This is a genomic window from Stenotrophomonas sp. Steno-C18, from assembly GCF_056393195.1.
Map to the genome: position 1 here is coordinate 242,081 of NZ_JBWJOX010000001.1, position 22,729 is coordinate 264,809.

The 22,729-nt window shown below is 67.7% G+C and carries 22 protein-coding genes and 1 pseudogene; 13 read left to right on the plus strand and 10 right to left on the minus strand.

Annotated features, from left to right (window positions below; translation table 11 throughout):
• Window positions 1-8: 8 nt before the first annotated feature.
• From sucB to AC06FE_RS01120, 3 genes are all read left to right on the plus strand, one after another.
• Window positions 9-1,211: a dihydrolipoyllysine-residue succinyltransferase gene (gene sucB / locus AC06FE_RS01110; RefSeq protein WP_323439513.1), complete on the plus strand. Its 1,203-nt coding sequence runs from the start codon at window positions 9-11 to the stop codon at window positions 1,209-1,211.
• A 250-nt stretch (window positions 1,212-1,461) separates the two neighbouring features.
• The gene (gene lpdA / locus AC06FE_RS01115) at window positions 1,462-2,886 is read left to right on the plus strand and encodes a dihydrolipoyl dehydrogenase (RefSeq protein ID WP_478072012.1); all 1,425 of its coding nucleotides are present in this window, start codon (window positions 1,462-1,464) and stop codon (window positions 2,884-2,886) included.
• 124 nt (window positions 2,887-3,010) lie between these two features.
• On the plus strand, window positions 3,011-3,604 hold the full coding sequence (locus AC06FE_RS01120) for an LOG family protein (protein ID WP_132864302.1): 594 nt from the start codon (window positions 3,011-3,013) through the stop codon (window positions 3,602-3,604).
• Between the two features lie 85 nt (window positions 3,605-3,689).
• Here AC06FE_RS01120 and AC06FE_RS01125 read toward each other — a convergent pair whose 3' ends face one another.
• Window positions 3,690-6,602: a bifunctional diguanylate cyclase/phosphodiesterase gene (locus tag AC06FE_RS01125; protein ID WP_478072013.1), complete on the minus strand. Its 2,913-nt coding sequence runs from the start codon at window positions 6,600-6,602 to the stop codon at window positions 3,690-3,692.
• A 139-nt stretch (window positions 6,603-6,741) separates the two neighbouring features.
• On the opposite strand from AC06FE_RS01125, the gene AC06FE_RS01130 reads away from it, so the two are divergent.
• From AC06FE_RS01130 to AC06FE_RS01150, 5 genes are all read left to right on the plus strand, one after another.
• The gene (locus AC06FE_RS01130; protein WP_478072014.1) at window positions 6,742-7,329 is read left to right on the plus strand and encodes an RNA polymerase sigma factor; all 588 of its coding nucleotides are present in this window, start codon (window positions 6,742-6,744) and stop codon (window positions 7,327-7,329) included.
• Complete coding sequence (locus AC06FE_RS01135) at window positions 7,326-8,297, plus strand: hypothetical protein (RefSeq protein ID WP_478072015.1); 972 nt, start codon at window positions 7,326-7,328, stop codon at window positions 8,295-8,297. Before AC06FE_RS01130 ends, AC06FE_RS01135 begins: the two co-directional genes overlap by 4 nt.
• Before the next feature lie 42 nt (window positions 8,298-8,339).
• Window positions 8,340-8,936, plus strand: a complete 597-nt coding sequence (locus tag AC06FE_RS01140) for an IMPACT family protein (protein ID WP_192288171.1) — start codon at window positions 8,340-8,342, stop codon at window positions 8,934-8,936.
• Entirely contained in the window at window positions 8,929-10,701 is a 1,773-nt protein-coding gene (locus AC06FE_RS01145; RefSeq protein WP_478072016.1) for an ABC transporter transmembrane domain-containing protein, read from the plus strand. The genes AC06FE_RS01140 and AC06FE_RS01145 overlap by 8 nt, the downstream gene beginning before the upstream one ends.
• A 90-nt stretch (window positions 10,702-10,791) precedes the next feature.
• Entirely contained in the window at window positions 10,792-10,992 is a 201-nt protein-coding gene (locus tag AC06FE_RS01150) for a hypothetical protein (protein WP_192288170.1), read from the plus strand.
• 343 nt (window positions 10,993-11,335) lie between these two features.
• Here AC06FE_RS01150 and AC06FE_RS01155 read toward each other — a convergent pair whose 3' ends face one another.
• The 5 genes from AC06FE_RS01155 to grpE all read right to left on the minus strand — a co-directional run bounded on the left by AC06FE_RS01155 (window position 11,336) and on the right by grpE (window position 17,403).
• A complete protein-coding gene (locus AC06FE_RS01155; protein ID WP_478072356.1) occupies window positions 11,336-12,442 on the minus strand; it encodes a prephenate dehydrogenase in 1,107 nt (368 codons plus the stop codon).
• Window positions 12,443-12,459: 17 nt separating this feature from the next.
• Complete coding sequence (gene pdxY, locus AC06FE_RS01160; protein WP_132864309.1) at window positions 12,460-13,368, minus strand: pyridoxal kinase; 909 nt, start codon at window positions 13,366-13,368, stop codon at window positions 12,460-12,462.
• A gap of 208 nt (window positions 13,369-13,576) precedes the next feature.
• A complete protein-coding gene (gene dnaJ / locus AC06FE_RS01165) occupies window positions 13,577-14,701 on the minus strand; it encodes a molecular chaperone DnaJ (protein ID WP_132864310.1) in 1,125 nt (374 codons plus the stop codon).
• A 130-nt stretch (window positions 14,702-14,831) separates the two neighbouring features.
• A complete protein-coding gene (gene dnaK / locus AC06FE_RS01170; protein ID WP_192288167.1) occupies window positions 14,832-16,754 on the minus strand; it encodes a molecular chaperone DnaK in 1,923 nt (640 codons plus the stop codon).
• 139 nt (window positions 16,755-16,893) lie between these two features.
• Window positions 16,894-17,403, minus strand: coding sequence for a nucleotide exchange factor GrpE (grpE, locus tag AC06FE_RS01175; RefSeq protein ID WP_132864312.1), 510 nt, complete (start codon window positions 17,401-17,403; stop codon window positions 16,894-16,896).
• Between the two features lie 182 nt (window positions 17,404-17,585).
• Between grpE and recN the strand changes: the two genes are divergently transcribed.
• Window positions 17,586-19,253 (plus strand): DNA repair protein RecN, encoded by a 1,668-nt coding sequence (gene recN / locus AC06FE_RS01180; protein WP_132864313.1) that lies wholly within the window; start codon window positions 17,586-17,588, stop codon window positions 19,251-19,253.
• Between the two features lie 145 nt (window positions 19,254-19,398).
• Here recN and fur read toward each other — a convergent pair whose 3' ends face one another.
• Window positions 19,399-19,806, minus strand: a complete 408-nt coding sequence (gene fur / locus AC06FE_RS01185) for a ferric iron uptake transcriptional regulator (protein WP_165931239.1) — start codon at window positions 19,804-19,806, stop codon at window positions 19,399-19,401.
• A 104-nt stretch (window positions 19,807-19,910) separates the two neighbouring features.
• Here fur and AC06FE_RS01190 point away from each other — a divergent pair, with 104 nt between their 5' ends.
• Window positions 19,911-20,300, plus strand: coding sequence for an outer membrane protein assembly factor BamE (locus AC06FE_RS01190; RefSeq protein WP_132864315.1), 390 nt, complete (start codon window positions 19,911-19,913; stop codon window positions 20,298-20,300).
• 19 nt (window positions 20,301-20,319) lie between these two features.
• On the opposite strand, the gene AC06FE_RS01195 is transcribed toward AC06FE_RS01190, so the two are convergent.
• Window positions 20,320-20,577 carry an RnfH family protein gene (locus tag AC06FE_RS01195; RefSeq protein ID WP_478072017.1) on the minus strand — a complete coding sequence of 86 codons (258 nt, stop codon included), beginning with the start codon at window positions 20,575-20,577 and terminating at the stop codon, window positions 20,320-20,322.
• Between the two features lie 3 nt (window positions 20,578-20,580).
• Complete coding sequence (locus tag AC06FE_RS01200; RefSeq protein ID WP_313251122.1) at window positions 20,581-21,009, minus strand: type II toxin-antitoxin system RatA family toxin; 429 nt, start codon at window positions 21,007-21,009, stop codon at window positions 20,581-20,583.
• Between the two features lie 51 nt (window positions 21,010-21,060).
• Between AC06FE_RS01200 and smpB the strand changes: the two genes are divergently transcribed.
• From smpB to AC06FE_RS01215, 3 genes and pseudogenes are all read left to right on the plus strand, one after another.
• Window positions 21,061-21,564 carry an SsrA-binding protein SmpB gene (smpB, locus tag AC06FE_RS01205; RefSeq protein ID WP_132864318.1) on the plus strand — a complete coding sequence of 168 codons (504 nt, stop codon included), beginning with the start codon at window positions 21,061-21,063 and terminating at the stop codon, window positions 21,562-21,564.
• A complete protein-coding gene (locus AC06FE_RS01210) occupies window positions 21,564-21,767 on the plus strand; it encodes a hypothetical protein (RefSeq protein WP_478072018.1) in 204 nt (67 codons plus the stop codon). Before smpB ends, AC06FE_RS01210 begins: the two co-directional genes overlap by 1 nt.
• Window positions 21,768-21,779: 12 nt before the next feature.
• Window positions 21,780-21,986, plus strand: a pseudogene (locus AC06FE_RS01215) (GNAT family N-acetyltransferase); the annotation flags it as partial.
• On the opposite strand, the gene AC06FE_RS01220 reads toward AC06FE_RS01215, so the two are convergent.
• The gene (locus AC06FE_RS01220; RefSeq protein ID WP_478072019.1) at window positions 21,959-22,564 is read right to left on the minus strand and encodes a hypothetical protein; all 606 of its coding nucleotides are present in this window, start codon (window positions 22,562-22,564) and stop codon (window positions 21,959-21,961) included. The pseudogene AC06FE_RS01215 and the gene AC06FE_RS01220 sit on opposite strands and share 28 nt — an antisense overlap.
• Window positions 22,565-22,729 lie beyond the last annotated feature (165 nt).

Below are 22,729 nucleotides of genomic sequence, written 5' to 3' on the forward strand. Positions count from 1 at the left end.
ACAGCCACATGGCCACCGAAGTCAAAGTACCGGTACTGCCCGAATCCGTCTCCGACGCCACCATCGCCAGCTGGCACAAGAAGGCGGGTGAAGCGGTCAAGCGTGATGAGAACCTGCTCGACCTGGAAACCGACAAGGTCGTGCTGGAAGTGCCGGCACCGGTTGATGGCGTGCTGAAGGAAATCAAGTTCAAGGAAGGCGACACCGTCACCTCGAACCAGATCCTGGCCATCATCGAGGAAGGCGCGGTTGCCGCCGCTGCTCCGGCTGCTGCCGAAGCACCGAAGGCTGCCGCTCCGGCTGCGGCCGCCGCTGCTCCGGCCGCAGCCGCCGCCCCGGCACCGGCTGCCAAGTCGGCCGCCGACGGCCTGCCCCCGGGCGCCCGCTTCTCGGCCATCACCGAAGGCGTGAACCCGGCTGACGTGTCCGGCACCGGCCGCCACGGCGCCGTGACCAAGGAAGACATCGTCAACTTCGCCCGCAACGGCGGCGTCGGCAAGGCCGGCGGCGCACGTCCGGAAGAACGCGTGCCGATGACCCGCATGCGCAAGCGCATCGCCGAGCGCCTGATGCAGTCGAAGAACTCGACCGCCATGCTGACCACCTTCAACGAGGTCAACCTGTCCAAGGTGTCGGCCGCGCGCAAGGAACTGCAGGAAGAGTTCGTCAAGGCCCACGGCATCAAGCTGGGCTTCATGAGCTTCTTCGTGAAGGCCGCCGCCAACGCGCTGCAGCGCTTCCCGCTGGTCAATGCCTCCATCGATGGTGACGACATCATCTATCACGGCTACTCGGACATCTCCATCGCCGTGTCGACCGACAAGGGCCTGGTGACCCCGGTGCTGCGCAACGTCGAGCGCATGTCCTTCGCCGACATCGAGAAGGCGATCGCCGACTACGCCAAGAAGGCCCGCGACGGCAAGCTGTCGCTGGAAGAACTGCAGGGCGGCACCTTCACCGTCACCAACGGCGGCACCTTCGGCTCGCTGATGTCGACCCCGATCGTCAACCCGCCGCAGAGCGCCATCCTGGGCATGCACGCCATCAAGGACCGTCCGATCGCCGAGAACGGCCAGGTCGTGATCGCGCCGATGATGTACCTGGCCATGTCCTATGACCACCGCATCATCGACGGCAAGGACTCGGTGCAGTTCCTGGTGGACATCAAGAACCAGCTGGAAAACCCGGGCCGCATGCTGTTCGGCCTGTAACAGGCCTGTAGCCCCTCTCCCTCCGGGAGAGGGGTTGGGGGCGCCAAGCAGCCCGTCTGCGGCTCATTGAAGATCAACGAGCCGCCGCGAGCCGCCAAGGCAAACCACCCGCTGTTCACCTGCTCTACTCGCGGCGGCCCGTTTCGAATCACGACTCTTTGTCTTTGATTGAACGACTGCGGCACCCTCATCCGGCGCTTCGCGCCACCTTCTCCCGGCGGGAGAAGGGATAGGAAACAAGGAATCTCTAATGGCTGAACAATTCGACGTCGTCGTCATCGGTGCCGGCCCGGCCGGCTACCACGCCGCCATCCGCGCCGCACAGCTGGGCCTGAAGACCGCCTGCATCGACGCAGCGCTGGGCAAGGACGGCAAGCCGGCACTGGGCGGCACCTGTCTGCGCGTGGGCTGCATCCCGTCCAAGGCGCTGCTGGACTCCTCGCGCCAGTACTGGAACATGGGCCACATCTTCGACCAGCACGGCATCAGCTTCAACGACGCCAAGATCGACGTGAACAAGATGGTCGGCCGCAAGGACGCCATCGTGAAGCAGTTCACCGGCGGCATCGCTCAGCTGTTCAAGGCCAACAAGGTCGCCACCTACTACGGCTTCGGCCAGCTCAAGGCCGGCAACCTGGTCACCGTCAAGCAGCATGACGGCAGCGAAGTCGAGCTCAAGGGCACCAACGTCATCATCGCTGCCGGTTCGGATTCGATCGAACTGCCGTTCGCCAAGTTCGACGGCAAGCACATCGTCGACAACGTCGGCGCACTGGACTTCACCGAAGTGCCCAAGCGCCTGGCCGTGATCGGCGCCGGCGTGATCGGCCTGGAACTGGGCAGCGTGTGGAAGCGCCTGGGTTCGGAAGTGGTGATCCTGGAAGCACTGCCGGAATTCCTGGCCGCCGCCGATGCCGAAGTGGCCAAGGTCGCCGCCAAGGAATTCAAGAAGCAGGGCCTGGACATCCGCCTCAACGCCAAGGTCTCCAAGACCGAGATCAAGGGCGAGGAAGTCATCGTCACTTACACCGACGCCGAAGGCGAGAAGACGCTGACCGTCGACAAGCTGCTGGTGGCTGTCGGCCGTCGCGCCGCCACCAAGGGCCTGCTGGCCGATGGCAGCGGCGTGCAGGTCAACGAGCGCGGCCAGATCGTGGTCGACGACCACTGCCACACCGGCGTCGATGGCGTCTGGGCGGTGGGCGACTGCGTGCGCGGCCCGATGCTGGCGCACAAGGGCTTCGAGGAAGGCATCGCGGTTGCCGAACTGATCGCTGGCCTGCCGGGCCACGTCAACTTCGACACCATCCCGTGGGTCATCTACACCGAGCCGGAACTGGCATGGGTCGGCAAGACCGAAGCCCAGCTCAAGGCCGAGGGCATCCCGTACAAGGCTGGCAGCTTCCCGTTCGCCGCCAACGGCCGTGCGGTTGCGATGGTCGAGCCGGCCGGCTTCGTCAAGGTGCTGGCACACGCCGAGACCGACCGCGTGCTGGGCATGCACCTGGTGGGCGCCAACGTCTCCGAACTGGTCCACGAAGGCGTGCTGACCATGGAGTTCAGCGGCTCGTCCGACGACTTGGCCCGCATCTGCCACGCCCACCCGTCGCTGTCCGAGGCAGTGCACGACGCGGCGATGGCGGTCACCAAGCGCGCCATCCACAAGGCCAACTAAGCTCCATCGGCCTGTGAAAAGAAGGCTCCGCCCCGGCGGAGCCTTCTTGCTTTTGTACTTTCCGGGCCCGGCGCCTGTTCATCGGTGCCGGACGGAATACCTCCCGCTTTTTCAGGAACATCACATGAAGTCCATCTGCGTCTACTGCGGCTCCAACCCCGGCGCCAAACCCGTCTACGTCGAACAGGCCACCGCGCTGGGCAAGCGCATCGCCGCCGAAGGACTGCGCCTGGTGTATGGCGGTGGCCGCACCGGCCTGATGGGCGCGGTGGCCGATGGCGTGCTGGCGGCCGGCGGAGAAGTCACCGGCGTGATCCCGCAGCACCTGGTGGACATGGAAGTGGCGCACAAGGGCGTGACCACGCTGGAGATCGTCGGCTCGATGCACGAGCGCAAGTCGCGCATGTTCGACCTGTCCGATGCCTTCGTCGCCCTGCCCGGCGGCTTCGGCACCGCCGAGGAAATCTTCGAGATGCTGACCTGGCGCCAGCTCGGCATCGGCAAGAAGCCCTGCGCGTTCCTCGACATCGACGGCTTCTACAAGCCGCTGATCCACATGATCGACACCATGGTCAGCGAGCGCTTCCTGCACCCGGAGCAGCGCGAGGACCTGTGGTACGGCGACGACGCCGTGCAGATGCTGGAATGGATGCGCGCGTATTCGCCGGCGCAGGCGGACAAGTGGTTCGATGAGAAGAAGCGCAGCGCCCTGCGCTGAAGCAGTGTCTGGAGGCACTCCTACCGCGCGCCTGCCGTAGGAGCGGCCTTGGCCGCGAAGCTGGCGCCCGATCCGCCCCCCTGCCCTAGCCCGCCACAGCGCGCGGCAACACCGCTTCGCCCGGCGACGGATAGCCCAGCAGATACCCCTGTCCGAAGCTGCAGCCCAGCTCCAGCAGGGTCTGCAGCTGCCGGTCGTTCTCCACGCCTTCGCCGATGGTCTCGATGCCCAGCGTGCGGGCCAGCGACAGCACCCCCTCGACCAGCGCCATCGTGCTCTTGCCGGTCTCCGCATGCAGGCCGGCGACGAAACTGCGGTCCACCTTCAGCGCACTGATCGGGAACCGGTGCAGGTACGACAACGCCGAATACCCCGTGCCGAAGTCGTCCAGCTGCACCACCACGCCACGCTCGCGCAGCTGGTGCAGGGTCTGCAGGGTACGCGGCGCGTCGTCAAGCAGGGCCATCTCGGTGATCTCCACCCGCAGTCGCTCCGGGTCCGCACCCGCGGCATCCAGCAGGCCCAGCAGTCGCGAGGCGAACTCGACCGAACGGAAGTGCCGCGGCGACACGTTCACCGAGATATAGCCGGCCGCGCTGTTGGCCAGGTCGCCGATCACGTGCTCGTAGATCTGCCAGTCCACCTGCTCGATCAGCCCGCTCTCCTCCCCCAGCTCCAGGAAGTCCCCGGGCGTGAGCAGGCCACGGCGCTCGTGCCGCCATCGCAGCAGCGCCTCGAAACCCACCACCTGGCCGCTCTGCAGGGAGACGATCGGCTGGTAGTACGGGATGAAATGCTGGTTCTTGATCGCTCGCCGCAGGTCGGCTTCCAGCTCCAGGCTGCGCACCGCCTCCTCGTGCATGGCACCGTCGAACATCACGCAGCGGTCCTGGCCCCGCAGCTTGGCCCGGTACATCGCGGCATCAGCGTCACGCAGCAGGTCCGCACCCGAGGTATAGCGTGGGTTCCACAAGGCGATGCCGATGCTGCCGGACGGGAACAGCTCGCGCCCATCGACCCACATCGGCGCTTCCAGCGCCTTGAGCAGCCGGCGGCCCAACTGCATCGCCGCATCGGCGCCGCGCTCGCAGCTGACCAGCAACGCGAACTCGTCGCCTCCCAGCCGCGCCACCACGTCCTCGCCCCGTACCAATCCAACCAGCCGCCGCGCCACCTCGACCAGCATCTGGTCGCCGGCGGCATGCCCGATGCTGTCGTTCACCCACTTGAAACGGTCCAGGTCCAGGAACAGCAACGCGAAATGCTGGGCGATGCCCAGCTCGGCATTCTCGATGGCGCGTTCCAGGCGGTCCTGCAGGTGCAGGCGATTGGGCAGCCCGGTCAGCACGTCGTGCATGGCTAGGTGGGTCAAGCGCTGCTCGGCGCGCATGCGCTCGCCGATCTGGCCAAGCAGCTTCTGGTTGACCTCCCCCAGTTCACGGGTGCGTTCCATCACCCGTCGTTCCAGGTCCGCATGCGCCTGCATCAGGCGCTGCTGGTCGCGCTGTCGCGTCAGGCCGGCACCGATGGTGCGCGCCACGAACACCAGCAGGCGCTGGTCATCCAGCGTGAACACCGTCTCCGGGTCATAGCTCTGCACGGCGATGACACCCACCGCCTCGTCGTCGCTGAACAAGGGAACCCCCAGCCAGCAGTACGATTTGGCACCGAATTCGCTTACCGCGCCGGCGGCGAGCAACGCATCGATATCCGCGCGCATGGCCAACACCGGCGCCCTCCGGCGCAGCGTGTACTCGGTCAGGCCGGCACTGAACGGCCGTGACGGACGTTCGCGGTTGAAACGGTCGACCGAGTAGACGAACTCGATGCCGTCACCGCTGGCACTGACCATCGCCACGTAGAAATTGCTGGCGTCCAGCAGCCCGCTGATGATCGCGTGCACCTGCGCAAGGAACGCGTCCTGGCAAAGCCCGCCCATCGCCAGTTCGGAAATATTGAACAGCGCGGCCTGCAACTGCTCCGCGCGCCGGCGCTCGACGATCTCCTCCTGCAGGTGGACGTTGATGCGCTCCAGCTCCTGGGTGCGCTGCTGCACGCGCTCCTCCAGCTGCATGTGCGTCTGGTGGCGGTCCATCGTGGTCAGGATCTGCTTGGCCACGAAGTCCAGCAGCGCGCGTTCCTCCTCGCCGTAGCTGTCCTCGCCCACGTAGCTCTGCACCACGATCGCGCCGCAGACGCGGTTGTCGCGCCACATCGGCACGCCCAGCCAGTCCAGGCTCTCCGCGCCCTCGCTGGTATCCGGCGGATACTCCAGGAAGCGGTGCAGCTCCTGCGACGGCCCGCTCATCACCCGGCCATGGCGCAGCACCGCGAAGGTCAGGCTGCCGGGCATCTCGTCATGGTGGTAGCTGCGCCCCGCCTCGGGCACGAAGTCGTCCTGCGTATCGACGTAGAACAGGAACTTCAGGCTCTCCTGGCGCTCGTCGCACTCGACGATGTAGCAGTTCTCCGCGTACATCAGCGAACACAGGATGCGGTGGAAATAGCCCAGCATCTCCGACATCGCCAGGTCCGCGCCGGCCAGGTCGGCGATCTCGAACAGCGCCCGCTGCAACTGGCGCGCCCGCTGCAGCTGCTTGATCTCCACGTGCTGGCGCATCGAATCGATGGCGCAGCCGATCAACACCCGCGCCGTACCCTGCCATGCCTGGCACTGGTGCGGCGCCAAGGCGCCGGCCGCATCGATCACCGCCGCCAGCCGCACTCCGCTGGCATGCTCCCAGGCGAAGCAGCGCTGCGCGGGGCCATCGTCGCCGGCTGGCGCATCGGCAAGGGCACGCCGGGCCCGCTGCAGCGCCACCGTTGCATCCACGGGCAGCACGCAGCTCCCTTCGCCGAGCACGTCGTCGCGCCAGGCCACCGCAACGGCAGTCCCGGCAGGCAGCAGTCCCTGCAGCGTCGCCACGACCTTTTCCAGCGGCGTCTGGCTGGTGGCCTGTGTCGATTCGGTACGCGTTTCCAACTCGCTGTACGTCATGTATTCCGTCTCTCTGGGCCCCGGTTCCCCCGAAGCTCCCCCCATCAACCAGCATACCGTCCCGGCCGGGTTCAAACCTGCAAATATTTCGCTTCACAATCGTGAACAGGCCGCGATCCACCGGCCTTGCCGACTAGGCATGCTCCACCGCAACACTTACGCTTCCCGCGTGGATACCGCCGTTCAATCCCCTTCCGACGAAACGCTGATGCTCGCCTACGCCGACGGCGACGGCGACGCATTCGCCGAACTGTATGCGCGCCACCGGGCGCGGCTGTTCCATTACCTGCTCGGACAGTTGCGCGACCGCTCGCTGGCCGAGGAGCTGTTCCAGGACGTGTGGCAGAAGATGATCCATGCCCGCAACGGCTGGCGGCCCGACGCGGCCTTCGCCACCTGGCTGTTCCGCATCGCGCACAACCGCTTGAACGACCACTGGCGCGCTGCACGCCACCGCCCGGTGGCCCCGGACGACGCCGATGAGCGCACCGCGCGCCTGGCCGACACCTGCACCCCTGAACTGCTGGCGGACGAACAGGCCCAGCGGCTCGAACTGCGCCAGGCCTTGGCCGAACTGCCACCGGAGCAACAGGAGGTCGTGATCCTGCGCCTGGAGCAGGAATTGAGCCTGGAGGAGATCGGGCAGATCACCGGCGTGGGCCGGGAAACCGTCAAGTCGCGGCTGCGCTATGCGATGGACAAGCTGCGCGCGAGGTTGAGCCAATGAACACGTCTGACCTGCTCAGCGCTGAAGAACGCGAACTGGCCCGGCTGCTCGGTCGTCCGGGCCCGGCCGCTGGCCCCGGCCCAGGCCTGGACGCCGCCGTCCTGGCGATGGCGCGTGCACCGGCAGCCCCGGCCGCGGAGACCCCGCCGGCGGCGGCACCGGTCGCCGCCCCGCTGCCTGTCCGTCCCCGGACCACGGGCTGGGGACGACGTCGCCGCGTCGTGTCCTCGCTGGCGGCGGTCGCCTCGCTGGTCCTGGTGGTTGGCCTTGCCTGGCAGTTGCGCCCGCTTCCGCCCCAACCCGGCATGGCCCTGCCCGCCGCCACGGAATCCCAGGCGGCGCCGGCTGATGCCCCCGCCGCCGAGGCTCCCCCGCTGCAGCAGTCGGCCGATGCCGCCGCCAACCAGGCGACGCTGCCCGCCACAGGCATGGCCGAAACCGAGCCTGTGCCGGCGCCCCCGCCGGCTCCTGCCCGGGCCCGGGCCCAGGCTGCGCCTGCCGCGGCCGCTCCCGTCGCTGAGCCGGCCGCCGCGGAAGTCATCGCCCCACCGGCGGCCTACAGCACCGCCATCCTCCCGCCCGCTCCGCCAGCGCCTCCGGCGCCCGCGCCGGCAGCCATCAGCGCCCCGGTCGACCAACAGGCCGACGCGTTCCCGGCCGCCGACGCGGGCGCTGACCGCACGTCCGTCCCGCAACCGCCGCAAACGCCACGTCCCGTCATGTCCGCCCCCATCCCGCATGCCGGTGCCAAGGCCACCGCCAAGGCAGTCGAAGCCCGCAGGGAACAGGCGCAGGTGGCCGACATCGGGGCTGACAGTGGCTTGTCGCGGCACCAGTGGCTCAAGCGCATCCGCGAACGCCGCGACAACGGTGACTTCGACGGCGCCCGCGCAAGCCTGCGCCAGTTCGTCCAGGACTACCCCGAGGCGCGCGTGCCGCGTGACCTGCGCCCGTTGCTGGAACCGTGAGCACAACGCACGGCTGCTGCGGCAGCCACTAGAATGGCGGCGATGCTCGACACCCTTGCCGCACCGGCCAGCCACGCGCTGGAAATCAAGCACAGCCGCTTCCTCGCCCAGGCCTGCCCGATCAACAGCGCCGCCGAGGCGCTGGTGTTCTTCGATGCTGTTTCCACGCCGGATGCCACGCACAACTGCTGGGCCTACCGCTACGGCAACGAATACCGCTCCAGTGACGATGGCGAACCCGCCGGCACCGCCGGGCGGCCGATCCTGGCCGCCATCGACGGCCAGGGCTACGACCGCGTCGCAGTGGTCGTCACCCGCTGGTACGGCGGCATCAAGCTGGGGGCCGGCGGGCTGGTGCGTGCGTACGGTGGCACTGCCGCCGAATGCCTGCGGCTGGCCACGCGCAGCCCGTTGGTGCCGATGACCGAGCGCATCCTGCAATGTGGCTTCGAGGACATGGGCATCGTGCATACCCTGCTGGGCAGCGCCGGTGCCGAGAAGCTGGACGAACAATTCCTGGCGGAGGGGCTGCGCCTGCACGTGCGCCTGCCGGCCGACCGCATCGATGCCCTGGCCATCCGCCTGCGCGATGCCACCCGTGATCGCCTGCGCCTGAGCGAGCCTGCACACCATGACTGAAGCCCCCCCGTCGCCGCGCGAGCCGCGCCTGAAGAAACTCGGCAGCCTGAAAACCCTGTGGCCATTCGTGCGTCGGCATGGCGCGCTGTTCAGCGCATGGCTGCTGGCGCTGGCCGTCTCCTCTGCGGCCACCCTGAGCCTGCCGATGGCAGTCAAGCAGATGATCGACACCGGTTTCTCCGGCGGCGGCAGCGAGATCAACCGTGCCTTCGGCCTGCTCTTGATCGTGGCGATCGTGCTCGCCCTGGCCACCGCAGCGCGCTTCTTCTTCGTTTCCCTGCTGGGCGAGAAGGTGGTGGCCGACCTGCGTGGACAGCTGTACGCGCACCTGATCGGGCTGGACGCCGGTTTCCATGACCGCACCCGCAGCGGCGAGCTGGTCTCGCGCCTGTCCGCCGACAGCGAGCTGCTGCGCAGCGTGATCGGCTCGACCATGTCGGTGGCGCTGCGCAGCACCGTCACCGTGGTCGGCAGCATGGTCATGCTGTTCGTGACCAGCCCGCATCTGGCACTGTACTCGCTGATCGGCATTCCGCTGGCGGTGCTGCCGATCGTGCTCGGCGCGCGCCAGTTGCAGAAGATCTCACGCGCCAGCCAGGACCGCGTGGCCGACGCCAACACGCTGGCCGCCGAGACCCTCGGCGCGGTGCGAACGGTACAGGCACATGCACGCGAACCGTACGAACGTGGCCGTTTTGAAGACGCACTGAAGGTATCGGTGGCCACCGCGCGGCGTCGCATCGGCACCCAATCCTTCGTCACGGCCATCGCGATCATGCTGGTGTTCGGCGCCATCGTGGCGGTGCTGTGGTCCGGCGCGCACGATGTGGTCGATGGCCAGATGAGTGCCGGCACGCTGGGGCAGTTCGTGCTGTATGCCCTGATCGGCGGCGGCTCGGTCGGCGCGCTGGCCGAGGTCTGGAATGAGCTGCAGCGTGCCGCCGGTGGCATGGGCCGCATTGGCGAGCTGCTGGTGGAAACCCCGCGCATCACTGCGCCGGCGCAACCCGTGCCGCTGCCTGCGCCGGTCCGTGGCCAGATCCGCTTCGAGCAGGTCGCCTTCCACTACCCGCAGCGGCCTGACCAGCCCGCCCTGGACGACTTCACCCTGACCGTTGCCCCCGGCGAGACGGTGGCCCTGGTCGGCCCTTCCGGGGCCGGCAAGAGCACCGTGCTGTCGTTGCTGCTGCGTTTCCACGACCCGGACGCCGGCGCGGTGTACCTGGACGACATCGACCTGCGCAAGCTCGACCCGGCCCAACTGCGCCAGAGCATCGCACTGGTGCCGCAGCAGCCGGCCCTGTTCGCCGCCAGCGCCGCCGACAACATCCGCTACGGCCGTTTGGATGCCACCGACGAGGAACTGCGCGCCGCCGCCCGTTCGGCCGAGGCCGACGACTTCCTCAACCAGTTGCCGCAGGGCTATGACAGTGACCTGGGCGAGCGTGGCGCGCGCCTGTCCGGCGGCCAGCAGCAACGCATCGCCATTGCCCGTGCCCTGCTCAAGGACGCCCCGGTGCTGCTGCTGGACGAAGCCACCAGCGCGCTGGATGCCCAAAGCGAGCGTGCGGTGCAGCAGGCGCTGGAGCGACTGATGGCCGGCCGCACCACACTGGTCATCGCGCACCGCCTGGCCACCGTGCTCAAGGCCGACCGCATCGTGGTGATGGACCACGGCCGCATCGTCGCCCAAGGCACGCATGCCGAGCTGCTGGCCCAGGATGGGCTGTACGCCGAGCTGGCCCGGCTGCAGTTCATCGATTGACCACGTCCGGATAACGCCTGCATAACGCTGCAAGGGGCAAGCTGCCCCGGCAGTGCACGCGCACCGCATCGTGCGGACAGGAGGTGAGCCATGGCGTTTCGACAGTTCCCTGCCACCAATGAAGAGGGCGAAAGCTGGGTCGTGATCGAGTTCAAGGACGAAGACGGCGGCGCGGCGCATTCCATCCGCTACGAGCTGTCCGACGGGCGCCCGCTGATACGTGAGGGCAGCCGCCTTTTCACCTCCGACGGCGAGGTCCGACTGTCCTTGAACCAGTCATATCGCGCCTGAGCCTGAATGCGCTTTGCCGATATCGCCTTGAACTGGTCAATATTTAGGCAACTGTCTTGACAGCCTTGTGCCCCAAGGGCTGCCGGCGATTATCCACATGGTTGTGAACATTTCATCCACACCCCCTGTGGATTAGTACAGAACCGTCTCACCGCCTGCGACCACTGTAGAAGCCGCCTCGGCCACGAAGCAGGGAGTGCTTGACGTACGCAAACCCCTCCGTCCCAGGCACGCCCTCACCCCTTGGCGCCAATCGATGGGACGGCCGGCGAGGAACAACGCTTCGACATCCCTGCAGGACCCGGCGCGGGGATGGCATCCCCGCCCAGGCATCCTCGTCCGCCTAGCGCCCCAGCACCCGGCCAATGCCGCTGCTGTCGATCTCCGCCGACGCCGCGGCCAGCACCTCGGGCGCATAGGCCTGCACGAACCCCATCCGGAAGTGCACCTCGCCTGCCGGCGTACGCGAGGAGTGTATCGAGGCCAGGCTGATCCCGTGCCGCTCGAACACGTGCAGCAGTTCGCGCAATGAACCGGCGCGATCCTCCGGCAGGTGCACGCTCATTGCCCGCTGATCGGTCAGATCCGCCAGCAGGTAGCCGAGCCGTTCGAAGCTGTAGTTGCCATCACGCAACGTCTGCTCGCCGACCGCTTCGCGGTTGACGTCCAGGAACTGCTTCCGGAACGCGGTACGCGCCTGTTCGCTGCCTTCGGCCAGCAGGCCGCGCAGCTGCTGCAGCTGCTGCAGCAGGTGATCCAGCACCTCGCCGGCATGCGGGTTGCCGAACTGGATGTCTTCATAGATCGCCGGGTTCAACGACAGGATCCGCGAGATCACCGTCGCATCCAACTCGAACGCAGCCGAACGGTACGGCATCAATTCCTGCAATGAGCCCAGCATCGGCGCGTACTCGCGCAGCACGCCGGCCTGCGCCAGGTGGGTGGCATGCACCATCGCCTGCACCAACGCCATTACCCGGTCATGGTGTTCGGCCGTGCCACGTACGCATTCGGCCTGCAGCGCCATGCACAGCGCATCCAGCCAGGCCTGCCAGCGTGCATCCAGCCGCGCTTCGCAGACCACCATCACCCTGCCTTTCAGCGTGGGAGCCTTGGGGGGTGCCGTCATCGGATGCAGCCCGGCCACCGAGGCCTGCGACTCCAGCATCGCCGCGACCGGCCCGGCCTTGATCGAGGTGACGTCCAGCCACAGCCGGCCACGTTCGCGTCCGGCCGATTGCTGCACGTACTGGCGGATCAGCGCCGGGGTCTGCCGGATCGGCGCGGAGAACAGCAGCACGTCGGCGCGTTCCAGCAACTGCTCCGGCGTCTGCGACGAAGCATCCACCGGATCGTGCCCGATGACTTCCAGGCCCATCCGGGTCTGGAAGAACGTGCGCAGCCAACGACCATAGGCGCCACCACTCCCGACGATGCCGATCACCGGCATCGCCGTCGCGTCCTGCGTCACGCCAGGCGCTCGGCGCGGAAGCGGTACGGCGTGCCCAGCGCGGCCGGCGCCGCGGCCAGCACGTCGAACTCCTCCACGCCCTCGGCCAAGGTGGCTTCCAGCGCTGCGTGCACGCCGGCGATCGCACGCCCGACGGCGTCCTCGAAGGCATGGCCCTTGATCAGGAAGGCCACCAGCAGCGACATCAGCACGTCACCGGTGCCGGCCACGTCCACCGGCAGGTGCGGCGAGGTCCAGCGCCACACTTCATCGCGGCCGATGGCCAGCGTCACCAGCTCGCCCGGATCGCCGGACACCGAATGCGCGATCACCCATTCCGGCCCGCGCTCAAGCAGCTTGCGCGAGGCGGCGATGGCATCGTCCTGCTCCAGCGCCGGCATGCCGGTCAGGCGTCCCAGTTCGAAGGCATTGGGCGTCACCAGCCAGGCATGCGGCAACAGCCGCTCGGCGAACACGCGTTCCAATCCCGGTTCCACGTAGGGGCCGGTATGGGTGTCGCCGATCACCGGGTCCAGGCAGTAACGCAGGTTGGGCGACTGTGGCAGCACTTCGTCCAGCCAGTCGGCAAACGCCGCGCCGTTGTCGACGCTGCCGAAGTAGCCGGACACCAGCATCTTCGCCCGCTGCGGCAAGCCGCGCTCGCTCGTGCCCTGCAACAGCTCGGCGAACCAGTCCGACGGCAGCACCCGGCCGCGCAGGGTCGAATAGAACGGCGCATTGCTGAGCAGCGTGGTCGGGATCTCCGCCACGCGCAGGCCCAGCGCGCGCAACGGCGGCACCGCCGCGCTGTTGCCGGCATGGCCGTAGACCAGTTGGGATTGAACGGAAATCACGTCCACCGGCGACGGCCCATCGGGGCGCTGCCGGCGACCATGCACGAGGTGGCTGTGGTCGGGATTGTTCATTGCAACATTCTACGTCCGCCTGCCACCGCGCGGCCCAGGACGCTTGCGTGCGCAACCAACGCAACCGCCTGGAACGCGAAAGCCGCAGCAAGCTGCGGCTTTCGCGTCGAATCCAGCACAAAGACAAAGGCCCGGCCGTAGCGCCGGGCCCCGTCCGTCGGCGGCTCCACCGGAAACGTCCGGTGGGGTGTGGCGCCGCACTGTCGCCTCAGGACTTCATGCGTTCCCAGAAGCCCTTCACGCCATCCATGAAGGTGGCCGATTTCGGCGAGTGCTTGCGTGCTTCCTCGCCGACGAAGGTGGCCTCGAACTGCTCCAGCAGCTTGCGCTGCTCGTTGGTCAGGTTCACCGGCGTCTCGACCACGATGCGGCAGTACAGATCGCCCTCGGTGCGGCTGCGCACCGACTTGACGCCCTTGCCGCGCAAACGGAACAGCTTGCCGGTCTGGGTCTCGGACGGGATGCGGATCTCCGCCTCGCCACCCAGCGTGGCCACGCGCACGGTATCGCCCAGCGCCGCCTGCGAGATGCGGATCGGCACTTCGCAGTGCAGGTCGTCGCCGTCGCGGGTAAAGATGGCGTGGTCGCGCACGCGCACTTCCACGTACAAGTCGCCCGGCGGGGTGCCCGGCGGACCGGCCTCGCCCTCGCCCTGCAGGCGGATGCGGTCGCCGGTGTCCACGCCCGCGGGCACCTTCACCGACAACACCTTGTCTTCCTCGACACGGCCGTTGCCGTGGCAGGTCTTGCACGGCTTGGCGATGATCTGGCCGCGGCCGCCGCAGTTGTGGCAGGCCTGTTGCATGGCGAAGATGCCGCGCTGCACGCGGACCTGGCCGCGACCACCGCAGACGTTGCAGGTTTCCACCTTGCCGTCTTCCGAGCCGCTGCCATCGCAGTCACCACACTCGGCCAGGGTCGGGATCTCGATGCGGCGCTCCACGCCGGCCACCGCTTCCTCCAGGTCCAGCTCCATCACGTAGCCGATGTCGGCACCGCGACGCGGCTGGCGCGGGCCACCGCCGCCACCGAAGATGTTGCCGAAGATGTCCCCGAAGATGTCGTTCATGTCCGGGCCGCCGGCACCGCCGCCACCGCCCATGCCGTGCTCGAACGCGGCGTGGCCGTGGGCGTCGTACATGCGCCGCTTGTTGCCGTCGGACAGCACCTCGTAGGCTTCCTTGCACTCCTTGAAGGAGGCCTCGGCCGCCGCGTCACCGGGGTTGCGGTCCGGGTGGAACTTCATCGCGCAGCGACGGTAGGACTTCTTCAGTTCCTCGTCGCTGGCGTTGCGGGCCACGCCCAGTACTTCGTAGTAATCGCGCTTGCTCATGCTCTTCTCTCCCTCCCCCTCCGGGGAGGGCAAGGTGGCGGTTCATCGACAAGACAAGGGTCCGGGGCCGCCTGCGCAAACCCGGACCCTGGTCCCGGCCCTTCCCACGCGGGGAAGGGCCAGCGGTACATCAGGACTTCTTGTCGTCCTTGACTTCGGTGAACTCGGCGTCCACCACGTCGTCGTTGGACGGGCCGGCGGCGCCGGCACCCGGTGCCGGGCCGGCCTGCTCACCGGCCGAAGCGGCGGCGTACAGCGACTGGCCGGCTTCCTCCAGCGCCTTGGACCTGGCTTCGATCTGGGCCTTGTCGTCGCCCTTCATCGCCGTCTCCAGGTCGGCCAGCGCGGCCTCGACCTTGCCGATCACATCGCCACCGACCTTGCTGCCATGCTCGGTGATGGCGGTGCGGGTGGCGTGGATCAGGCCGTCGGCCTGGTTGCGGGCCTGGACCAGCTCCTGGAACTTCTTGTCTTCCTCGCGGTTGGCTTCGGCGTCGGCAACCATGCGGTTGATTTCGTCTTCCGACAGGCCCGAACCGGCCTTGATCTCGACCTTCTGTTCCTTGTTGGTCTTCTTGTCCTTGGCCGACACGTGCAGGATGCCGTTGGCGTCGATGTCGAAGGACACTTCCACCTGCGGCATGCCGCGCGGGGCCGGCTCGATGCCGGACAGGTCGAACTTGGCCAGCGACTTGTTGAAGCGGGCCTGCTCGCGCTCACCCTGCAGCACGTGCACGGTCACGGCCGACTGGTTGTCCTCGGCGGTGGAGAAGGTCTGCGAGGCCTTGGTCGGGATGGTGGTGTTCTTCTCGATGATCTTGGTGAACACGCCACCCAGGGTCTCGATGCCCAGCGACAGCGGGGTCACGTCCAGCAGCAGCACGTCCTTGACGTCGCCGCCCAGCACGCCGCCCTGGATCGCGGCACCCAGTGCCACGGCTTCGTCCGGGTTGACGTCCTTGCGCGGCTCCTTGCCGAAGAACTCGGTGACGGCCTGCTGCACCTTCGGCATGCGGGTCTGGCCACCGACCAGGATCACTTCGCTGATGTCGCTCGAACGCAGGCCGGCATCGTTCAACGCGGTGCGGCACGGCTCGATCGACTTCTTGATCAGGTCTTCCACCAGCGCTTCGAGCTTGGCACGGGTCAGCTTGATGTTCAGGTGCTTCGGGCCCGACGCGTCAGCGGTGACGTACGGCAGGTTCACTTCGGTCTGCTGGGCGCTGGACAGCTCGATCTTGGCGCGCTCGGCGGCGTCCTTCAGGCGCTGCAGGGCCAGCGGATCCTTGCGCAGGTCGATGCCCTGGTCCTTCTGGAACTCTTCCACCAGGTACTCGATGACGCGGTTGTCGAAGTCTTCGCCGCCCAGGAAGGTGTCGCCGTTGGTGGCCAGCACCTCGAACTGCTTCTCGCCGTCGACGTTGGCGATCTCGATGATCGACACGTCGAAGGTGCCGCCGCCCAGGTCGTAGACGACGATCTTGCGGTCCTTGTTGTCACCCTTGTCCAGGCCATAGGCCAGCGCGGCCGCGGTCGGCTCGTTGATGATGCGCTTGACGTCCAGGCCGGCGATGCGGCCGGCGTCCTTGGTCGCCTGGCGCTGGCTGTCGTTGAAGTACGCCGGCACGGTGATCACCGCTTCGGTGACCTTCTCGCCCAGGAAATCCTCGGCGGTCTTGCGCATCTTCTCCAGCACGCGGGCGGAGATTTCCTGCGGCGCCATCTTCTTGGCGTCGCTGGTCTGCACCCAGGCGTCGCCATTGTCATGGGCCAGGATGGTGTACGGGACGTGCGCGATGTCCTTCTGCACTTCGGCGTCGGTGAACTTGCGGCCGATCAGGCGCTTCACCGCGTAGAAGGTGTTCTTCGGGTTGGTGACGGCCTGGCGCTTGGCCGAGGCACCCACCAGCACTTCGCCGTCCTTGGTGTAGGCAACGATGGAGGGCGTGGTGCGGTCGCCTTCCGAGTTTTCGATGACGCGGGCCTTGCCGCCGTCCATGATCGCCACGCACGAGTTGGTGGTGCCGAGGTCGATACCAATGATCTTGCCCATGGGGGACTCCTGAGAATTCGTGTGCCGGCCGCTGCCGGGGATGAATGGGATGTGGGGGACGACCCGATGACATTCAAGTCATCCCCGGAACACTGTTTGCTGTTGGCCGGCCCCGTTTAACCCGGGGCCAGCCGGCCGGTCAGTCGGCCTTGGCCACCACCACCAGCGCCGGCCGCAGCAGGCGCTCGTTGAGCAGGTAGCCCTTCTGGAACACGGTCACCACGGCGCCCGGCGCCACGCCAGCCGGCGCGTCGACCTGGCTGATGGCCTGGTGGTGTTCCGGGTTGAAGGCCTCCCCGGCCGGGTTCAGCAGGGTCAGCCCGTTGTCGGCGGCCACCTTGAGCAACTGCTTGTAGGTCAGCTCCAGCCCCTCGCGCAGCGGGCTCGGCTCGGTGCCGGCGGCGGCCAGGCCGGCGTCCAGGCTGTCAAAGACCGGCAGCAGCTCGCCCAGCAGCTTCTCGTTGGCGAACTTGCGCGCCTGTTCGATGTCACGGGCCACGCGCTTGCGCTGGTTCTCCAGGTCGGCACGCTCGCGCAGCGCGTCGGCCTTGACCTGCTCCAGCTCGCCAAGCAGCGCCTGGACCTGGGCTTCGTGCTGGTCGGCGACGGCGTCGTTCTGATGATCGGTTTCGGGGTGGTCTTGGTTCATTTCCGGTTCCCTGGCGGAGGTTCTGCCCGCCTACCCGGCCTCGTATGTGGGCAATGCCTGCCGTTTCAAGGCTTGGACTCATCCTTTGAGACGCCGGGCGCCTACCCTGCCCCGGCGCCCCTGCATGCATTGACCTGTCCGGCGTGCGTGCTAGCTTTGCGCGGCCAACTCATCTGCCCACCATGCTCAGACATCTTTCAATCAAGGATTTCGCCGTTGCCCGCGCCACCGAGCTCGAGTTCGGGCCTGGCATGACCGTGGTTTCCGGCGAAACCGGCGCCGGCAAGTCATTGATGGTGGACGCCCTGGGCTTCCTGTCCGGGCTGCGCGCCGACTCCGGCGTGGTCCGCCACGGCGCCAGCCGGGCCGAGCTTTCGGCCGAATTCAGCCTGGAGGCCGACAGCCCGGCCCGGCAGTGGCTGCTGGACAACGAACTGGACGACGAGGAGCAGTGCCAACTGCGCCGCGTGATCCGCGCCGACGGCGGCTCGCGGGCCTTCATCAACGGTCGCCCGGTCCCGGTTTCGCAGCTGACCGAGCTGGCCGGCTTCCTGGTCGAGATCCATGGCCAGCACGACCAGCAGGCATTGCTGTCGCGGCCCAGCCAGCTGGCCCTGCTCGATGCCTATGCCCGCAACGACACCGAGCGCGCCGCCGTGCGTGCCGCCACCGGCACCTGGCAGGCACTGCTCGATGAGCGCGATGCCCTCTCCCAGCAGGGCGACGTCTCCGACCGCATCGGCTTCCTGGAGCACCAGCTCGGTGAACTGCAGCGCGAGGACCTGGAACCGGCGGCGATCACCGCGCTGGGCGCCAGCCACCGTCGCCAGGCCCATTCCACCGCCCTGATCGAAGCCTGCCAACGTGCCGGCGGCATCCTCAACGGGGACGACGATGCCCCGTCCCTGCTCTCGCTGCTGCAGCAGGTCCGCCATGAACTGGGCCGGGTCAGCCAGCACGAACCGCGCCTGGGCGAGGTCGATGGCATGCTCGACGCGGCCGGCATCCAACTGCACGAGGCGCTGGCCCAGCTCGACCGCGTCCAGGACGACCTGGACAGCGACCCGGATGCCTTCGAGGAAATCGAACGCCGGCTCGGCCGCCTGCACGACCTGGCGCGCAAGCACCGGGTACCGATGGAGGAGCTGCTGGCCACCCAGCAGCGCATCGAGGCCGAGCTGGAACAGTTGCGTGGCGCCGACGAACGCCTGGCCCGTCTGGCCGGCGAGATCGACAAGGCCGCTGCCCGCTGGCAGGCCGAAGCGGCCATCCTCACCGCCAGCCGCAGCAACGCGGCCAAGGCACTGTCTGACACCACCACCACCCTGATCGGCGAGCTGGGCATGGGCGGCGGCCAGTTCCTGATCGAACTGGAACCGCAGCCGGCCGCCCGCCCGGACCCGAACGGCGCCGAGCGGGTCGAGTTCCTGGTCGCCGCCAACGCCGGCCAGCCACCGCGTGCCCTGCGCAAGGTCGCCTCCGGTGGCGAGCTCTCGCGCATCTCGCTGGCCATCGAGGTCGCCGCGCTGGGCCTGGATGCCGTCCCCACCATGGTCTTCGACGAAGTGGACTCGGGCATCGGTGGCGCGGTGGCTGACATCGTCGGCAAGAAGCTGCGCGCCCTGGGCGAACGCCGCCAGGTGCTGTGCGTGACCCACCTGCCGCAGGTCGCCTCCAAGGGCCATGCCCACTACCGCGTCAGCAAGGCCCCGGTCGACGGCATGACCCAGAGCGCGGTGGAACTGCTCGACGCCAAGGGCCGCGAGGAAGAGCTGGCGCGCATGCTCGGCGGGGCCGAGGTCAGCAAGGAAGCCCGCGCCGCTGCCCGCAGGCTGCTCACCGAGGCCTGAGCCGGTCGAGGACCAAGGTGTCCCCGGCCTGTTCCCCCATGGACGCGGGACAGGCCCCAAACAACAACGCCGGCCCAGGGGCCGGCGTTGTGCGTTTCATCCTGCTGGCCGGTGACCCGTGGCGGGCTACCGCTGGCGCGGGCGTTCAGCGACGCTTCTTGCGCACGTACAGCACCAGCGAATGCTCTTCCAGCTCGTAGCCATGATCAGCCGCGATCTTGCGCTGCAGCTGCTCGATCTCGTGGCTTTCGAACTCGATGATCTTGCCGGTGTCCACGTCCACCATGTGGTCGTGGTGGCCGCCGCGGTCCAGCTCATAAACCGCCTGGCCGCCCTCGAAGTTGTGCTTGAGCACCAGCCCGGCCGCTTCGAACTGGGTCAGGACACGGTAAACCGTGGCCAGGCCGATTTCGTCGCCGCAATCGAGCAACTGCCGATAGATGTCTTCGGCGGTCAGGTGGTGATGGGGGGTGTTCTGCTCGAGCAGGGCGAGGATGCGCATCCGCGGATGCGTCACCTTCAGACCGACTTTGCGCAGGTCGTTGGATTCCATGGCCATCGTGTTCATTGGCGGTTTAGCGCCAGTTGCCTCCGGTCAGATCGCGCTGGGTGCCGGGGAGTGTATCATCGCCCTGATATCCCCAATCGCCCTACCCAATGCGCAACCTTCTGTTGATTGCTGTAGTCGCCCTGTCCACCACCGGCTGCGGCATCATCTACAAGCAGCCCATCTACCAGGGCAACCTGATCCGTGAACAGGCCGTCTCGCAGCTGCAGGTCGGCCAGAGCAAGCAGCAGGTCAACGCGCTGCTGGGCACCCCGTCCATCGCCGACCCGTTCCACGCCCAGCGTTGGGATTACACCGCCAGCCAGCGCGTGAACCGCCTCGGCACCACCGAGACCAAGAACTTCACGGTGTTCTTCGAGAACGACATGGTCACCCGCTGGGAAGGCGACTACTTCCCGAACCAGGATGCCGAGCTTGCCCGCAAGAGCGTGCGCCAGTTCGGCCGCAACCTGGCCAAGGACAAGAAGAAGGGCCGCTGATCGCCAGCGCCGCTTGGGATCAATCGCCGCCGCGCGCCCGCCGGCGGCGATTTTCTTTGGGGTCGGCCAACAGCGGGCGCAGCAGCTCGATGCGGTCCCCCTCGTGCAGCAACTGCTGCGGGCGCGCCAGCACGCCATGCACGGCCAACGCCACCGTGACGCCGGCGGTATCCAGCCCGGCCTCGTCCACCGCCTCGGCGACGGTGCAGCCCTCGGGCAGCTCCAGCGTCCGCTGCAGGTAACGTTCCGGCCAGGCCAGCACCACCTCCACCCGCATGCCTCATTCCTCCTGGTCGGCGACGCGCACGAAGTCGTTGACCATGCGGTCGGCCAACCCCTGGAAACCCAGCGCCAGCGCCGGCCCCAGCAGCCGCGAGGTCGGCTCGAACTCCAGCTCCAGGCTGACCTTGCAGGCATCGGCGGCCAGCGGCTGGAAGTCCCAGCGCCCATGCAGGCGCTTGAACGGCCCGTCGCGCAGCTGCATGTCGATGCTGCGCGGGCGCACCAGCGCGTTTTCGGTCATGAACCAGGTGCGGAACGAGCCCAGCCCAAGGTCCAGCCGCGCCACCAGCCGGTCCCCGCCCTGCTCCAGGATCTCGGCTTTGTCGCACCAGCGGAACCGGCGCGGATAGGCGGAGACGTCATTGACCAGATCAAACATGCGCTCGGCGGAGTGTTCGACCAGGGCGCTTCGGCGGATGGTAGGCATGGGGAATACGATGGATATCCGGAATGCCTCCGAATCGGAGACAATACGTAAATGAGCAAGAACACCGGCAAGGATAAAGCAAAGAACGCGACGGCCGACAAAACCATCGCGTTGAACAAGCGTGCCCGTCACGAATACCACCTGGAAGAACGCTTCGAGGCCGGCCTGGTCCTGCAGGGCTGGGAAATCAAGGCCATCCGCGCCGGCCGCGGCAACATGACCGACGCCTACGCCTACGTGAAGGACGGCGAGATCTTCCTGATCGGCGCCCAGATCACCCCGCTGATCCAGGCCTCGACCCACACCATCCCCGAGGACCGCCGCCAGCGGAAGCTGCTGCTGCACCGCCGGGAGATCGACAAGCTGATCGGCCGCGTCGAACGCGACGGCTACACCCTGGTCCCCACCGCGATGTACTGGAGCAAGAACAAGATCAAGCTCGAGATCGCGCTGGCCAAGGGCAAGCAGAACCACGACAAGCGCGACACCGCCAAGGAACGCGACTGGGCCCGCGAGAAGCAGCGCGCCATGCGCGCCCACAACCGCAACGCCTGATGTCCCCCTGCGCGCCACGGCCGGCCAGCGCGCACGACAGCGAGCAGCTTTGCCAGCGCCTGCTGGCCTTCAACCAGCAGGCCTGTGGCGATCCACTGGAAGACCTTCCCGTCCGTCTGGCCTGCCACGATCACGACGGCACCCTCTACGCCGGCCTGCTCGCCGACATCTGCGCCGGCTGGCTCACGGTTCATGTCCTGTAGGTTGACCCCGCCCACCGCGGGCGCGGGGTGGCCAGTGCGTTGCTGGCCGAGGCCGAGCAGACCGCACGCCAGCACGGCGCCCACGCCGCCCTGCTGGACACCTTCGACTGGCAAGCCGAGGGCTTCTACACCCGCCACGGCTACGACGTGTTTGCCCGGCTCGCTGACTACCCGCCGGGCCATCAGCGTATCTACCTGCGCAAATCCCTGCTCGCGTAAGCCCACCGGCGCAGCTCACCACGGGTACCGGCCTCCTGGAGCGCAACGCACAGCAGCGCCAGGCGCACGACCACCTTGATTTCAGTCGCAGTGGCGGCGTCTCCTGCCAGCCACGCCCGGACCCTGTCCGTCGCTTCCGGCGGCAACAGCTCCAGCACGCGCTCCTCCGGGATCGCGTCGGCCACCCGCTGCAAGCGCTGCGAGAAGCCGAACAGGCGCAACGAACTCCATGCCACCTGCAGCACCGCCACCACTGCCGCCAGCGTGACCAGGCGATCCACCGCCGCCAGCTCAAGACCCGACCATGCCGGCCGCAACGCCAGCAGCAACAGGGCTGCGGCAACCTGCCAGCCCGCCCAGCGATACCGCCGCCGCGCCATGGCCCCGACCATGCCTGCGCTGACCAGCAACGTAGCCACGGCCGCGCCGAGCTGCCAGCCCGAGTCACCCCACAGCGCCGCCGTCGCCAACAACAGCAGCAACACATAGGCAGGCAGAGCCGGCAAGGCACGCCGCAGGAAATCGCGCCCCACGCCTGCCGCGAGCCCCTTCAAACTGCGCGCCTGCTGCTGTTGCACCAACGGTCTCCATCCGATTTCAACCGGCACATCGTTGACGGGCGCCTGTCGCAGAAAGGTCGGCGGGGCGTTAACCCACGCCAGACGGATACCGGCACGTGACGATTCAGCTTGTTTGCCGTAGCATCCACACCGTCAGCGAGGTTTCGGTCCACTTGGTCGCTC

Excerpts from the sequence above, each read along its gene's own strand:
- sucB (WP_323439513.1), top strand. The coding sequence starts at position 9 with ATGGCCACCGAAGTCAAAGTACCGGTACTGCCCGAATCCGTCTCCGAC.
- lpdA (WP_478072012.1), top strand. The coding sequence starts at position 1,462 with ATGGCTGAACAATTCGACGTCGTCGTCATCGGTGCCGGCCCGGCCGGC.
- AC06FE_RS01120 (WP_132864302.1), top strand. The coding sequence starts at position 3,011 with ATGAAGTCCATCTGCGTCTACTGCGGCTCCAACCCCGGCGCCAAACCC.
- AC06FE_RS01125 (WP_478072013.1), bottom strand. The coding sequence starts at position 6,602 with ATGACGTACAGCGAGTTGGAAACGCGTACCGAATCGACACAGGCCACC.
- AC06FE_RS01130 (WP_478072014.1), top strand. The coding sequence starts at position 6,742 with ATGCTCCACCGCAACACTTACGCTTCCCGCGTGGATACCGCCGTTCAA.
- AC06FE_RS01135 (WP_478072015.1), top strand. The coding sequence starts at position 7,326 with ATGAACACGTCTGACCTGCTCAGCGCTGAAGAACGCGAACTGGCCCGG.
- AC06FE_RS01140 (WP_192288171.1), top strand. The coding sequence starts at position 8,340 with ATGCTCGACACCCTTGCCGCACCGGCCAGCCACGCGCTGGAAATCAAG.
- AC06FE_RS01145 (WP_478072016.1), top strand. The coding sequence starts at position 8,929 with ATGACTGAAGCCCCCCCGTCGCCGCGCGAGCCGCGCCTGAAGAAACTC.
- AC06FE_RS01150 (WP_192288170.1), top strand. The coding sequence starts at position 10,792 with ATGGCGTTTCGACAGTTCCCTGCCACCAATGAAGAGGGCGAAAGCTGG.
- AC06FE_RS01155 (WP_478072356.1), bottom strand. The coding sequence starts at position 12,442 with ATGCCGGTGATCGGCATCGTCGGGAGTGGTGGCGCCTATGGTCGTTGG.
- pdxY (WP_132864309.1), bottom strand. The coding sequence starts at position 13,368 with ATGAACAATCCCGACCACAGCCACCTCGTGCATGGTCGCCGGCAGCGC.
- dnaJ (WP_132864310.1), bottom strand. The coding sequence starts at position 14,701 with ATGAGCAAGCGCGATTACTACGAAGTACTGGGCGTGGCCCGCAACGCC.
- dnaK (WP_192288167.1), bottom strand. The coding sequence starts at position 16,754 with ATGGGCAAGATCATTGGTATCGACCTCGGCACCACCAACTCGTGCGTG.
- grpE (WP_132864312.1), bottom strand. The coding sequence starts at position 17,403 with ATGAACCAAGACCACCCCGAAACCGATCATCAGAACGACGCCGTCGCC.
- recN (WP_132864313.1), top strand. The coding sequence starts at position 17,586 with ATGCTCAGACATCTTTCAATCAAGGATTTCGCCGTTGCCCGCGCCACC.
- fur (WP_165931239.1), bottom strand. The coding sequence starts at position 19,806 with ATGGAATCCAACGACCTGCGCAAAGTCGGTCTGAAGGTGACGCATCCG.
- AC06FE_RS01190 (WP_132864315.1), top strand. The coding sequence starts at position 19,911 with ATGCGCAACCTTCTGTTGATTGCTGTAGTCGCCCTGTCCACCACCGGC.
- AC06FE_RS01195 (WP_478072017.1), bottom strand. The coding sequence starts at position 20,577 with ATGCGGGTGGAGGTGGTGCTGGCCTGGCCGGAACGTTACCTGCAGCGG.
- AC06FE_RS01200 (WP_313251122.1), bottom strand. The coding sequence starts at position 21,009 with ATGCCTACCATCCGCCGAAGCGCCCTGGTCGAACACTCCGCCGAGCGC.
- smpB (WP_132864318.1), top strand. The coding sequence starts at position 21,061 with ATGAGCAAGAACACCGGCAAGGATAAAGCAAAGAACGCGACGGCCGAC.
- AC06FE_RS01210 (WP_478072018.1), top strand. The coding sequence starts at position 21,564 with ATGTCCCCCTGCGCGCCACGGCCGGCCAGCGCGCACGACAGCGAGCAG.